The following is a 12,926-nucleotide window of genomic DNA, read 5'->3' as shown; positions in this document are numbered from 1 at the left end:
TGAGGGGCGGCCGGCCGGTACGGGCAGGGAGCGCGAGCTCCGCGGCATCCGGGACACTCCAGTGCGGTGGCAGCGCCCGCCCGGCAGGAAGGGCGAGCCGATTCCCCGCCGCGGAGCCCGCCTCCTGCGACCCCACTGACTCCGTCCGGCGGCGCGATGTCCTGTCGCGCCGTTTCTCGCGCTGTCGGACGGGATCCACCGCAGGGCCCGGAATCCGTACGGTCACGGATTCCGGGCCCTGCGCCACGTGTGCCGGGCCCCGGCCGGTGGCGCGCCGTACCCCCGCCGGCGGGGTGGGCACGCCCCGGTGCGCTCCCCCGTGCGCCATGGCTCCCCGTGTTCTTCCCCACCCCGGGCTCTCCCGCAATTCGGCCCCGGGCGGCCGGTTTTGGCGAGACCATGGAGCCGGCAGCAGATCCGACCTGACTGCCGCCCGACCTGCCAGGAGCCCAGCATGGCCGAGAGCGTGCCGGTGCGGTGCCCCACGTGCCGCCGCGAGAACGCCTTCACCCCGCCCACCTTCCCGTGCGCCTGCGGTGCCCCGCTGACCCTGCCCGTGCTGCGCGGCGGGGTGCCCGTCGAGATACTGCACCGCACCTGGCAGGCCTCCTGGGTGGAGGTGCGCTGCGAGGTCTGCGGACGGCAGGACGAGTGGCCGGCGCCGGAGTCCGGCTGCGCCTGCGGCACGGTCGTCCGGGTCCCGGTCGCCCCGGCTCCCACGCCACCGCCCCCGAACTTCCCGTCACCCGGCCGGCCCGCCCGGCAGCCCGCACCCGTCTCCCCCGCCCCGCACGGCATCCCGTACGGCACCCCGCGCCCGGCGTTCCGCCCGGTCACGATCCGTACGGCCCGCGACTGCGTCACCGCCGCCGAGCAGTACCTGAAGTGGCTGGGCTACGCCGATGTCGCACGGACCCAGGAGCGCACCGCCTCCGGCGTGGACCTGCGCGGTACGGGCCTGGTCGCGCAGGTCGACCCGACCACCCACGCCACCGCGCTGCGGGAGATCGAATGCGTCTGGCTCAACGGCCTCAACGACTCGGCCCTCGCGGTCTTCTTCTCCCTCGCCGGCTACGCCCGCGACGCCCGGTCCCGCGCCGACGAGCTCCGTCTCCCGCTGTTCGTCATGGACCTCACCGGCACCCCACAGCCGGTCAACGACCCGGCCGACGAGCTGATCAAGTACGGCGCGGCCGGGCGGTGACCCGGCCGCGCAACACCACATGACGTTGCGTCAGCTGTGATCGCCCCCGCCCGACCCCGCTCCGGCGATAATGACGGAATGATCGACGCGAACACCCTGCGGGCCGTCTGCCTGGACTTCAACGGGGCGGCCGAGGAGTTCCCCTTCCCCCGGCACCCGGACGTGTCGACCTTCAAGGTCGGCGGCAAGATCTTCGCGCTGACGACGCTGACGGAGGCTCCGCTCACCGTGAGCCTCAAGTGTGAGCCCGAGCTGGCGGAGCGGCTGCGGGCCGCACATCCCGAGGTGGTGCCCGGATATCACCTCAACAAGCGCCATTGGAACACCGTTTCCCTGGACGGCGCCCTGCCCGACCGGCTCGTTCTCGACATGATCGAGGACTCGTACGACCTCGTGGTCGCCTCGCTTCCGCGCGCACAACGGCTGCTGCTCGACTGGCAGGGAGAGCGACGGCCCTGACAAGAGGCCCCAAGGGGCCGCTCAGTGCGGCACCCGCCCCAGGTCCCTGGCCAGCCGCTCGCGCAGTTCGACCTTGCGTACCTTGCCGCTGACCGTCATCGGGAAGGCGTCGACGATGTCGAGGTGCCGCGGCACCTTGTAGTGGGCGAGCCGGGAGCGGCAGAAGCGGGCCAACTCGTCGCGGGTGAGCGGGTCTTCGGGGTCGCGCAGGATGACACAGGCCGCGATCTCCTCGCCGTATTTCTCGTCGGGGACCCCGACGACCTGTACGTCGGCGATCTTGGGGTGGGAGTAGAGAAACTCCTCGATCTCGCGCGGATAGACGTTCTCGCCACCCCTGATGATCATGTCCTTGATGCGACCGACGATCCGGACGTAGCCGTCGTCGTTCATCACGGCGAGATCGCCGGTGTGCATCCACCGGGCGGCATCGATGACCTCGGCGGTGCGCTCGGGCTCCTCCCAGTAGCCGAGCATCACGCTGTAGCCGCGGGTGCACAGCTCGCCCGGTGTCCCGCGCGGCACGGTGACCCCGCTCGCCGGGTCGGCGACCTTCACCTCGATGTGCGGCAGCACCCGGCCCACGGTCTCGGTGCGGTGGGCGAGGTCGTCCTCGCGGCGGGTCTGGGTGGAGACCGGCGAGGTCTCGGTCATGCCGTAGCAGATGGAGACCTCGGCCATGTGCATCTCGGCGACGACCCGCTTCATCACCTCCTCGGGGCACGGCGAGCCCGCCATGATGCCCGTACGCAGCGAAGAGAGGTCGTAGGAGCCGAAGTCGGGGTGGTTGAGCTCGGCGATGAACATGGTGGGGACGCCGTAGAGGGAGGTACAGCGCTCGTCCTGGACACTCTGCAGGGTGGTGGCGGCGTCGAAGGCAGGGGCGGGGATGACGATGCAGGCGCCGTGCGAGGTGGCGCCGAGGTTGCCCATGACCATGCCGAAGCAGTGGTAGAAGGGCACCGGCAGACACACCCGGTCGTGCTCGGTGTAGGCGAGGGTCTCGGCGACCCAGTAGCCGTTGTTGAGGATGTTGTGGTGGGAGAGGGTGGCCCCCTTGGGGAAGCCGGTGGTGCCGGAGGTGTACTGGATGTTGACCGGATCGTCGGCCGTCAGGGTCTGTTCGCACTCCGCGAGCCGGGACTGCGGGACGGCGGCGCCGGCGGCCAGCAGCCCGCCCCAGGTGGGGTCGCCGATGTAGACGACATCACGCAGCACCGGGCTCTCGGCGCGCACCTGCTCGATCATCCGGCGGTAGTCGCTGGTCTTGTGGTGGGTCGCGGAGACCAGGACCGTGATGCCGGCCTGCCGCAGGACGTAGGCCAACTCGTGGACGCGGTAGGCCGGATTGACATTGACGAGGATGGCGCCGATCTTCGCGGTCGCGTACTGGACGAGTACCCATTCGGCGCAGTTGGGGGCCCAGATGCCGACCCGGTCGCCCTTGGTGACGCCCTTGGCGAGCAGGCCGAGGGCCACCTCGTCGACCGCGCGGCCCAGCTCGGTGTAGGTCCAGCGGCGGCCGCTCGCCACCTCGACCAGCGCCTCGCGGTCGCCGAACCGGGAGAGGGTGCGGGCCAGATCGGTGCCGATGGTGTGGCCGAGCAGCGGGCGTCCGGCGGCGCCGCTGGCGTACGACAGTTCCTGGTGCGACGGGCTCATCGGTGGTTCTCCTCCAGGGCGTCACGGGAGTGCGCGAAGAGCTGCTCCGCGCTCCCCGGTGCGAACGGCGGGACTCGTCATCGGAGGCCGTGAAGGGATCGACCTTGTCAAGGGATCTTCACCCCTCATCAGCCGGGGATCAACCCCTCCCCTGACCTCACGGCGCACAACCATCCGACGCCCCGGCCGAGCGGGTGAACGGTGGCTCCCGGTGCGGACCTGCGCACCGGGCGGGCCGGGTTCCCCACAGCCTTGCCGAGCGGTTCGTCGACCGTGAAGATGCGAGGGTTGTCGAAACCTGGGGAGGCGCTGTGGGTCTGGGGACGGTGGCGGTGACGGGCGCGGCGGGGAACATCGGTTCCGTGGTGCGGGAGGCGCTGCGGCGGGAGGCAGCGCGCTTGATCCTCGTCGACCGCGTCCCGCTGCAACCGGAGGCCGGGAACGAGGTCGTCCACACCGTCGACCTGCGGGACGCGACTGCCGTGGAGTCGGCGCTCGCGGGGGCCGACCGCGTGCTCCACCTGGGCGGGGTCCCGGACGAGGCGCCGCTTCCCGACCTGCTGGAGGCCAACGTGCTCGGCACCCACCACGTGCTGGAGGCGGCGCGCCGCGCGGGAATCGAGCGGGTGGTGCTGGCCAGCAGTAACCGGGTGACCGGCTTCTACCCCGCGGGGCAGCACACCGGCCCGCGCGAGCCGGTACGCCCCGACGGCCTGTACGGGGTGAGCAAGGCGGCCGTCGAGGCCCTCGGGCGCATGTACGCCGACAAGTTCGGCCTGTCAGTGGTCTGCCTGCGCATCGGCAGCTTCGAGCACGCGCCCACCGAGCCGCGGCATCTGGCGACCTGGCTGAGCCCGCGCGACGCCGTCGGCTATGTCCGGGCCGCGCTGACCGCCCCGTCGTCCACCCGCTTCGCCACGGTGTACGCCGTCTCCGCCAACACCCGCCGCTTCTGGGAACTCCCCGACCCGACGGTGCTGGGCTACACCCCCGTCGACGACGCCGAACTGCATGCCGGGGACATCCCCGGCGCGGACCTCCCGGCCGACCCGGCCGCACCCCAGGCCGGCCCCTACGCCCTGCCCGAGTTCACCCTCAAGCACCTCGGGCCCTGACCCACGCCGGATGCGCACGTGGCGCGGAGGTTCCCGGCCTCGCCCACGTGCACCCCGGGTCCGGCGCCACGTGTTCACACGTCCGGATGGTCCGGCACCGGTGAGGACGCGACAGCATCGTCGAAGATCTGGTCCCGCGCCGAGACGACCAGCCTGTGGAGTGTGGTGGCCACGGCGAGCGTCTCACCGGGCCGGTCCGGGTAGGCGATCCGGCCGGTCGACTCGTCGAGGAAGGCCATCGCCTTCCGCATGAGGCTGTGCGCTTCAGGGGTGGCGGGAAGCCTCGGCCCTGACTCCCGTATTCGGGGCGCGAGTTGAGCGTCCGGTTCGGTGGCGTGCATGCGGACGTACGGGGGCGGGGCGGTGCGGGACGGTGGTGAAGACTGTGGGCATGGAGTTCTTCATCTACCACCGCGATCGGCCCGGCTCCCTCGCGCTGCGCCACGAGCTGCTGGAAGAGCACTGGTCCTACATGGACCGGTACGCGACGGAGATGATCGCCCGCGGCCCCACCCTCGCCGGCGACGGCGACACACCCACCGGCAGCCTGCACCTCGTCGACCTGCCGGACCCCGCCGCCGCCCGCGCATTCGCCTTCGACGAGCCCGGCTACCAGGCCGGCGTGTACCGGGACGTGTTGCTGCGCCGGTGGCAGAACACCTTGGGGCGCACCATGTGGGATTTCCCCGGTGGCCGGACCGGCGGCAACCGGTATCTGGTGCTCGGCCTCGGCACGGGTCAGGCCGCCGACCTCGCCGTGCCGCCCGACCGGGACGAGCTCATCGCGTACGGACCGCTGCTGTCCGACCACGGCACCGGCTGGCTGGGCACGGCGGCGCTGGTCCGGGCACCGGATGCGGACGCGGCACGCGCCGTCCTGACACCGGACCGGTACGCCGACATCGAGGTCCACCACTGGCGGTTCGGCGGGCGGCCGTCATGAACGTGAGGCGTTGCCGCCCTGCCTGCCACCGACCGTGGCGCTCGGCCCCTGCCCCCAGACCGTGCGGAACAGGAGCCGAGCGTCACGGCAAGACACCTAGCGCACAGTGACGTTGAAGACGCTGGAGGCGGTCTTTCCGTTGACGATGCGCAGGTCGTTCTTGCCCTTCAGGCCGAGCTTGACGCCCAGCGAGTAGGTGCCCTTGTGCGTGACGGGCGCGGAGGCCGGCAGGGAGACCCACTTGCCGTGCTGCTTCTGCTGCAGGGTGACCTTGCTGCCCGCCTTGATGCCGGTCGTCTTGCCGGTGACACGGAACAGCGTCCATGCCTTGACCGCGGTCACCGACGGCTTCGCGGTGATGCCGGCCTTGGTGACGGCAGCCTTCTGCGTGACGGAAGTGGTGGACGCCGCCGGGGTGGCGGCTATGGCGGCGGTGCCCGCCAGGGCGACGGCTGCTGCGCTGAGGGCGCCGACGGCAGCGATACGCAGGGAGTGCCGCTTGGTGACGATCATGGATGTCCCTTTCGGTAACGATGGTGGGTGTTCACGCTCAAAAGCTCATATCTGCACATTCGCGTGACTCTCGACCGAATAGATGCGCCCTCGGCCGCGTGCGTTGTGGCCCCGGCGTCACTGTCTTGTAACAGGTGCGCGGGAGGCGTGGCCGGGAACCGCATCGGAGCCCGCCACGTCGCCCATGCCCAGGGGCAGCGCGGGTGCCGTAGGGGGCAGCTCGCGCACCTCGCCGTCCGCGGTGAGCATCAGGGGCGCCGGGCTGGCCGACCGCGCGGTAACCAGGGCGTACGGCGGTCGGCTCCGCGGCGGCGGTGCCCTTGCGGGCGATTGCCCGGTGGTCGGACCCCGGTGCCCGCCGTCCTACGGGCGCACCCTCAACTGACCCCTCGGTCACGCCCGGACCAGTACGGCTGCCGGAGCTTGAACTTCTGGATCTTGCCGGTGGCGGTGCGGGGAATGCTGTCCCGGAACTCCACCGAGGTCGGGGCCTTGTAGCCGGCCATCCGCTGCTTGCAGTGGGCGATGATGTCGGCCTCCTGCGCCGTCGCGCCCTCGGCGAGGACCACCAGAGCCTTGATCGTCTCGCCCCACTTCTCGTGCGGTACGCCGATGACGGCGACCTCGGCGACGGCCGGGTGGCTGAAGATCGTGTCCTCCACCTCGATCGACGACACGTTCTCGCCGCCGGTGATGATCACGTCCTTCTTCCGGTCGGAGATCGTGAGGTGGCCGTCGGTCTCGTCGAGGGTGCCGCCGTCGCCGGTGTGGAACCAGCCGTCCTCCAGCACGTCCGCGGTCTCCTCCGGCTTGTCCCAGTACCCGCCCAGCACCGTGTTCGAGCGGGCCAGGACCTCACCGGACTCCGAGACCTTCAGCTTGACGCCGAGGGCGGGCAGGCCCGCGCGGCAGAGTTTGCGGGCCCGTTCCTCGGCGGGGAGGTCCAGGTCGGCGGGCCGGGTGCGGTTGAAGGTGAGCACCGGCGAGGTCTCGGTGAGACCGTAGAGCTGGATGAACTCCCAGCCCAGTTCCTCCTCCACGCGCTGGATCGTCCTGGTCGGCGGCGGGGCGCCCGCGCAGACGATCCGCACCCGGTCCCGGCCCGGGATCGCGCCCTCCCAGGTCGCTGCCGCCTCCAGCACCATGTTCCAGACGGCCGGGGCACCGCACATGAGCGTGACCCCGTGCTCCGCGACCCGCCGCAGGATCTCCGCACCGTCGACCTTGCGCAGCACCACCTGCTTCGCGCCCAGACCCGCCATCACGTACGGCATCCCCCAGCCGTTGCAGTGGAACATCGGCAGCGTGTGCAGATAGACGTCACGCTCCCAGGCCCGGGTGTGCAGGCCGAAGGTGAGGCCGTTGACCCAGATGTTGCGGTGGGTCAGCTGCACGCCCTTGGGACGCGCGGTGGTGCCGGAGGTGTAGTTGATGGTCGCGGTGGCGTCCTCGTCCGGGTGCGCCCAGGGACGCGGCTCGACGCCGAAGCGCATCAGTTGGGTCTCGGTCTGCTCGCCGAGGACGAAGCGGTGGCGCGCCGTGACGCCGGAGAGCGTGTCATCCAGCTCCGGGTCGACGAGCAGGACCGAGGATCCGCTCTGCCGCACGACGTAATCGACCTCGTCGGGCTTGAGGCGGAAGTTCACCGGGACGCAGATGCGGCCGCTCATCGGCACCGCGAACAGCAACTCCAGCAGGCGCGCGGAGTTGTGGGCGGCCACCGCCACCCGCTCCCCCGCACCGACGCCCAGGGCGTCCAGGCCCGCCTGCCAGGCACGGACGCGTGCGCCGAACCGCCCGTAGGTCGATTCGGGCACGGGCGGGGCGGGTTGCCGCGGCTCGTCGATCACTCCCGGGCTGTCGCGGAACCCCAGCTCGGCCCGGTCGAGGAAGTCCGCGATCGTCATCGGTGTCCGCATGCTCTCTCCTGCGTTCGGATGTAGAGGTACCCGTAGATGTACCGGGAGAGGTGCGTGTAGCGGTACCAGGAACAGACGTGTCTGCCCCGCCAGGCACCGCCGCGCCCGTTCCCCGGCCGGACAATTCCCTTGCCGCGCCGTCCGCGGCCCGGACATCATCCCCCCGTGATCGATGCCACCGCACTCTCCGAGAAGCCCGTACTGACGGGCGACGCGATTCGTCTCGTACCGCTGTCGGCGCGGCATGCGGACGCCTTTTACGCCGCCTGTCACGACCCGGAGATGCGCCGGCTGACCGGTACCCACCACGACTTCACTCGGCAGGAGATCCAGGACTGGTGCGCCGGTTGCCCCGACCGTGCGGACCGGCTCGACCTCGCCGTCGAGGACCGGGAGAGCGGTGCGTTCCTGGGCGAACTCGCGCTGAGCCGGATCGACCAGGACAACGCCCACGGGGTGTTCCGGATCGCCCTCGTCCCGCACGCCATCGACCGCGGCATCGGCAGCGAGGCGATACGGCTGCTGCTCGACCACGCCTTCGACCGGGTGGGCCTGCACCGCGTCCAGCTGGAGGTCTTCGACTACAACCCGCGTGCCCGGCGGGCCTACGAGAAGTGTGGCTTCGAGGTGGAGGGCCGGCTGCGCGAGGCTCTCCACTGGGACGGCGAGTGGCACGACGTGCTGGTGATGGCGGCCCTGCGGACGCGGCGGGGGACGGACGCGGGCTGAGCGCGGACCTGAAGGGACACCCCGCCCGCACCTTCAGGCCCGACGACCGACCCGACCGCCCAGACCACCCCGGACCGGAAACGACAAGGTCAGTCGTTGTCCCCCGTGCATCAGTCGTTGTCCGCCGTGAACGGAAGCCACTCGGTCTGGAGGGCGGCGTCCAGCCGGCGGACCGCACCCGGGGTGTGCTCGGTGACCAGAGCGGCGTGCGCCAAGCGCCGGAGCGGGGTGCCGCCCAGATAGCAGGCGCTCAACTCCCGTACGTCCAGGGCGAGATCGGGGTCGTCCGTAGTGGGAGTCCAGGTGGCACCGGCGGGGGTGGCGGTCAGCCGGAAGCGGCCCGCGTTGGCGGGCAGCGCGCGGTCGCTCAGGTCGAGGACGAGGTCGACGGGCGCCGCCCAGGAACGGGCGGTCAGCGCGGCGCGGACATCCACGAGCCGGAGCCACAGAGCGGGTTCCTGGCCGGTGACGCGCACCTGGTCGCGGTCGGCGGCGAGGCTGAACAGCAGGTCGTCGGCGGGGCGGGCGTGGATCCGGACGGTCGAGGTGAGGTCGATCGCGGCGAGGTAGGACCACAGGGCGGCGGCGGCCGGTGCGGACTCCGCCTCCAGCTCCGTCACCGCGACCGCGCCGGGACGGCTGTCGTTCGCGGAGCGGGTGCGGTAGACCGCATAGCCGCCCGGCGCCTCGCCGTCCGCGCCCAGCACCACCACGCGCACCGCCCCGAAGCCGTCCCGGTCGTCGCCGCTGCGGGCGCCGTCGAGGTCCAGCACCTGGGTGCGCCACCAGGTCTCGTCGCGGGTGAACCGGCCCGCGCGGTCGGCCAGGCTCGCGTCGTAGCGCGCGGCGAGCAGGGCGGGTGCCGCGGCCGGGTCGATCAGCCGCAGCGGACGCCGGTCGGCCGCGATCCGCAGCGCGAGCGGCCGGGAGGAGTCGATCTCCACGCGGTACGCCTCGGTGGCCGCGGCGAAGCCGAAGCGGCCGTAGATGGCGCTCTCGGAGGCCCACAGGCAGGCCAGCGGCTGTCCGTCGGCGGCGCAGCGGCGCCACAGCTCGCCGATCATCGACGTCAGCACCCCGCGGCGCCGGTGGGTGGGCGCCACGGAGACGAAGTCGAGGGCGGCGCAGGGGAGTTGACCGCCCGGGACGGAGAGAGCGAGGCGATGGGCCCCGGCCACCCCGGTCAGCCGGCCACCGTGCCGGGCGCCGATACGGGTGCAGTCCCGCAGCAGTTGGCGGTGGTAGGTGCGGGTCTTGTCGGGGAGCGTCAGGTGGAACGCGAGGTAGACGAGGTCGAGGGCCTGGTCGAGGTCCTCTTCGGGGATGTCCCCGAGGTGGGGGGCGGTGCGGGTGTCGTCGTGGGTCACCCGGGGACGCTAACCCGGCGTGCCGGGATCCTCATCCCGTTATTGCGCACGCCGGGCCGGCATCCCCGGGCCCCCGGTGGCGTTACAGCCAGCTGCCGAACCGGCGGATGTACCAGGTCTTCACGCCCTGCGTGAGCAGGCAGTACGCCGTCAGCGTGGCGACCAGCCACGGGAAGTAGCTCATCGGCAGCGCCTGCATCCCGAGCACCCCGGCCAGCGGCGAGAACGGCAGATAGAGGCCGATCGCCGTCACCGCCGCCGTCATCACCATCACCGGGAGGGTCGCCCGCGACTGCACGAAGGGGATCCGGCGGGTGCGCAGCATATGGACGACCAGCGTCTGGGTCAGCAGGCCCTCGACGAACCAGCCGGACTGGAACAGCGCCTGGTGCACCTCGCTGTTGGCCCCGAAGACGTGCCACATCAGCAGGAAGGTGGTGATGTCGAAGACCGAGCTGGTCGGCCCGAGGACGAGCATGAAGCGGCCGATGCCCCGGGCGTCCCAGGTGCGCGGGGTGCGCAGATAGTCGCGGTCCATCCGGTCCCAGGGCGTGGCCAGCTGGGAGATGTCGTACAGGAGGTTCTGTACGAGCAGCTGCATGGCCAGCATCGGCTGGAAGGGCAGGAACGCGGACGCGGCAAGCACCGAGAAGACGTTCCCGAAGTTCGAGGAGGCCGTCATCTTGAGGTACTTGATGGTGTTGCCGAAGGTCAGCCGGCCCCGCAGCACCCCCTGCTCCAGGACCATCAGGTCTTTCTCCAGGAGGATGATGTCCGCGGACTCCTTGGCGATGTCGACCGCGGTGTCGACGGAGATCCCGACGTCCGCGTCGCGCAGCGCGGCGGCGTCGTTGATGCCGTCGCCCAGGAATCCGACGGTGTGCCCGTCGGCCTGGAGGGCCCGGACGATCCGGGCCTTCTGGGTGGGGTCGGCCTTGGCGAACACCGTGGTGGTGCGGGCGAGTTCGCGCAGGTGCCGGTCGTCGAGGACGTCGAGTTCGGCGCCGGTGACCACGGTGCCGACGTCCAGGCCCACATCGGCGCAGACCCGGGCGGCGACCAGTTCGTTGTCACCGGTGATGACCTTGACCGCGATCCCGCTGTCGGCCAGTGCCCCCAGCGCCCGGGCGGCGTCCGGCTTCGGCGGGTCGAGGAACGCCAGGAAGCCGATCAGGGTCAGCCCGGTCTCGTCCGCGACACCGTAGGAGGCACGGGCCGCTTCCCTGCCGTCGGGGCCACCGGCGGCCTCGCCGGGCAGGGTGCGGGTGGCCACGGCCAGCACCCGCATGCCCTGCCGCTGGTGGTACGCCGCGGTGTGCAGGACCTGCCGGCGCAGGGTGTCGGTCAGTTCGGCGCGGCGGCCGCCACCGGTCAGCTGGCTGCACCCGTCGAGCACTTCCTCGACCGCGCCCTTGGTGATCAGGATGTGCTCGCCGGCCGGCCCGTCCGCGTCGTTGCGGCGCAGTACCACCGACATCCGCCGCCGTGCGAAGTCGAAGGGGATCTCGTCGACCAGCGTGAAGCGGGCGTCGACGACAACCTCCTCGGCCTCGTGCATACGGTCGATGACCGCCTGGTCCAGCAGGTTGCGCAGCCCGGTCTGGAAGTGGCTGTTGAGGTAGGCGTACTCCAGGACCTCGTCGTCCGGCTCGCCGTGGATGTCGAGGTAGCTGTCCAGGACGATCCGGTCCTCGGTGAGGGTGCCGGTCTTGTCCGTGCACAGCACGTCCATGGCGCCCAGATTCTGAATCGCGTTCAGGCGCTTGACGACGACCTTGCGGCGGGACAGCGCGACCGCGCCGCGCGCCAGGTTGGTGGTGACGACCATCGGCAGCATCTCGGGCGTGAGGCCGACGGCGACGGCCACCGCGAAGGTGAAGGCCTCGGCCCAGTCGCCCTTGGTCACCCCGTTGATCAGGAAGACGATGGGGACCATCACCAGCATGAAGCGGATCAGCAGCAGGCTGACCTTCTTCACTCCGGTGTCGAAACCGGTCTGCGGCCGCTCGCCGGTCAACGCGTCCGCCATGGAGCCGAAGTAGGTGTACGGGCCGGTGGCGACGGCCACGCCGGTCGCGGTGCCGGAGGTCACCGAGGTGCCGGCCAGGACGAGGTTGTCGGCCTCGATCGGGTCGCTGGTCAGCCGCTGCCCGTCGTCGGGGAAGCGGGTGTCGGCCTTGGCCGCGGGCAGTGACTCACCGGACAGCGCGGCCTGGCTGACCATCAGGTCCTTGGCGGTCAGCAGCCGCAGGTCGGCGGGGACGAGATCGCCGGCGGCCAGCTTGATGAGGTCGCCCTTGACCACGCCGTCCATCGGGATCTCGACGGTGGTGGGCAGCCGTCCGTTGCCGGCCAGCCGCTGTACGGCCGTGGTCGTGGTGACCAGGGCCTGCAGGGCGGCGGCGGAGCTGTTGGAGCGGTACTCCTGCCAGAACCGCAGCCCCACGCTGATCAGCACCATCGCGCCCAGGATCGCGATCTTCGGGTCGAACGGCTCCTCGTCGGCGACCTGGAGCCACTGCACGTACATGACGGTGACCAGCACCGCCAGCACAAGGATGAAGGGGTTCCAGAAGGCCTTGGCGAGCTGGGCGTACCAGCGCGGGGCGGACCTCGGGGTGAGGACGTTGGCGCCGTCGCGCTCCAGCCGGTGCTGGGCCAGGCCGTAGGACAGCCCTGCGGGGGTGGTCTGCAGATCCTGCAATACCTGGGCGGCGGGACGGCCGCTGGCCTCGGCCAGCTGGTCGGCGACATGCCGGGTACGGGCCGCGGATTCGGCGGCCTGCCGCTCCCGCTTGAGACGGCGGCCCGGCGGAGCGAGCTTTTGAGGGGTGAGCAGATGGGTCATGACAAAACCTCCGTGCGCGCAGAAGGGCACACCGGCGGACCGGAATACGCGACACCGGCGCGTGGCACAGGACAAGTCACTGCACAAGGCACAGCACAAGTCACTGCGCACGCAATTCGGCGTTCCGGGCCGAAGGACGGCCGGCTGTTTTCAGGCAGGCCGGCATG

At 71.2% G+C, this 12,926-nt stretch carries 12 protein-coding genes; 5 read left to right on the top strand and 7 right to left on the bottom strand.

The window, feature by feature from the left end:
• Positions 1-454: 454 nt before the first annotated feature.
• Together BKA18_RS29955 and BKA18_RS29950 are read left to right on the top strand one after the other, a co-directional pair.
• Complete coding sequence (locus BKA18_RS29955; protein WP_006602255.1) at positions 455-1,204, top strand: hypothetical protein; 750 nt, start codon at positions 455-457, stop codon at positions 1,202-1,204.
• A gap of 78 nt (positions 1,205-1,282) precedes the next feature.
• Positions 1,283-1,663, top strand: coding sequence for an MmcQ/YjbR family DNA-binding protein (locus tag BKA18_RS29950; RefSeq protein WP_006602256.1), 381 nt, complete (start codon positions 1,283-1,285; stop codon positions 1,661-1,663).
• A gap of 21 nt (positions 1,664-1,684) precedes the next feature.
• Here BKA18_RS29950 and BKA18_RS29945 read toward each other — a convergent pair whose 3' ends face one another.
• Positions 1,685-3,325: an AMP-binding protein gene (locus BKA18_RS29945; protein ID WP_366045857.1), complete on the bottom strand. Its 1,641-nt coding sequence runs from the start codon at positions 3,323-3,325 to the stop codon at positions 1,685-1,687.
• 311 nt (positions 3,326-3,636) lie between these two features.
• Here BKA18_RS29945 and BKA18_RS29940 point away from each other — a divergent pair, with 311 nt between their 5' ends.
• A complete protein-coding gene (locus BKA18_RS29940; RefSeq protein WP_366045856.1) occupies positions 3,637-4,440 on the top strand; it encodes an NAD-dependent epimerase/dehydratase family protein in 804 nt (267 codons plus the stop codon).
• Positions 4,441-4,514: 74 nt separating this feature from the next.
• Here BKA18_RS29940 and BKA18_RS29935 read toward each other — a convergent pair whose 3' ends face one another.
• Positions 4,515-4,691: a hypothetical protein gene (locus BKA18_RS29935; RefSeq protein WP_366045855.1), complete on the bottom strand. Its 177-nt coding sequence runs from the start codon at positions 4,689-4,691 to the stop codon at positions 4,515-4,517.
• 140 nt (positions 4,692-4,831) lie between these two features.
• On the opposite strand from BKA18_RS29935, the gene BKA18_RS29930 reads away from it, so the two are divergent.
• Positions 4,832-5,383, top strand: coding sequence for a YciI family protein (locus BKA18_RS29930; RefSeq protein ID WP_366045888.1), 552 nt, complete (start codon positions 4,832-4,834; stop codon positions 5,381-5,383).
• A 96-nt stretch (positions 5,384-5,479) separates the two neighbouring features.
• Here the strand turns inward: BKA18_RS29930 and BKA18_RS29925 are convergent, their stop codons facing one another.
• From BKA18_RS29925 to BKA18_RS29915, 3 genes are all read right to left on the bottom strand, one after another.
• Positions 5,480-5,896, bottom strand: a complete 417-nt coding sequence (locus BKA18_RS29925) for a hypothetical protein (protein WP_006602261.1) — start codon at positions 5,894-5,896, stop codon at positions 5,480-5,482.
• Positions 5,897-6,013: 117 nt separating this feature from the next.
• Positions 6,014-6,145, bottom strand: a complete 132-nt coding sequence (locus tag BKA18_RS29920) for a hypothetical protein (RefSeq protein WP_366045854.1) — start codon at positions 6,143-6,145, stop codon at positions 6,014-6,016.
• 128 nt (positions 6,146-6,273) lie between these two features.
• Entirely contained in the window at positions 6,274-7,815 is a 1,542-nt protein-coding gene (locus BKA18_RS29915; RefSeq protein ID WP_366045853.1) for an AMP-binding protein, read from the bottom strand.
• A gap of 165 nt (positions 7,816-7,980) precedes the next feature.
• On the opposite strand from BKA18_RS29915, the gene BKA18_RS29910 reads away from it, so the two are divergent.
• Positions 7,981-8,544, top strand: coding sequence for a GNAT family N-acetyltransferase (locus BKA18_RS29910; protein ID WP_366045852.1), 564 nt, complete (start codon positions 7,981-7,983; stop codon positions 8,542-8,544).
• Between the two features lie 110 nt (positions 8,545-8,654).
• Here the strand turns inward: BKA18_RS29910 and BKA18_RS29905 are convergent, their stop codons facing one another.
• Together BKA18_RS29905 and mgtA are read right to left on the bottom strand one after the other, a co-directional pair.
• The gene (locus tag BKA18_RS29905) at positions 8,655-9,911 is read right to left on the bottom strand and encodes a GNAT family N-acetyltransferase (RefSeq protein ID WP_366045851.1); all 1,257 of its coding nucleotides are present in this window, start codon (positions 9,909-9,911) and stop codon (positions 8,655-8,657) included.
• Positions 9,912-9,993: 82 nt separating this feature from the next.
• The gene (gene mgtA, locus BKA18_RS29900; protein WP_366045850.1) at positions 9,994-12,759 is read right to left on the bottom strand and encodes a magnesium-translocating P-type ATPase; all 2,766 of its coding nucleotides are present in this window, start codon (positions 12,757-12,759) and stop codon (positions 9,994-9,996) included.
• Positions 12,760-12,926 lie beyond the last annotated feature (167 nt).

The organism is Streptomyces auratus (genome assembly GCF_050433025.1).
GTDB lineage: Bacteria > Actinomycetota > Actinomycetes > Streptomycetales > Streptomycetaceae > Streptomyces > Streptomyces sioyaensis.
Note: the sequence above shows the minus strand (reverse complement) of the source record. Positions and strands in the feature narration are given on the sequence as shown.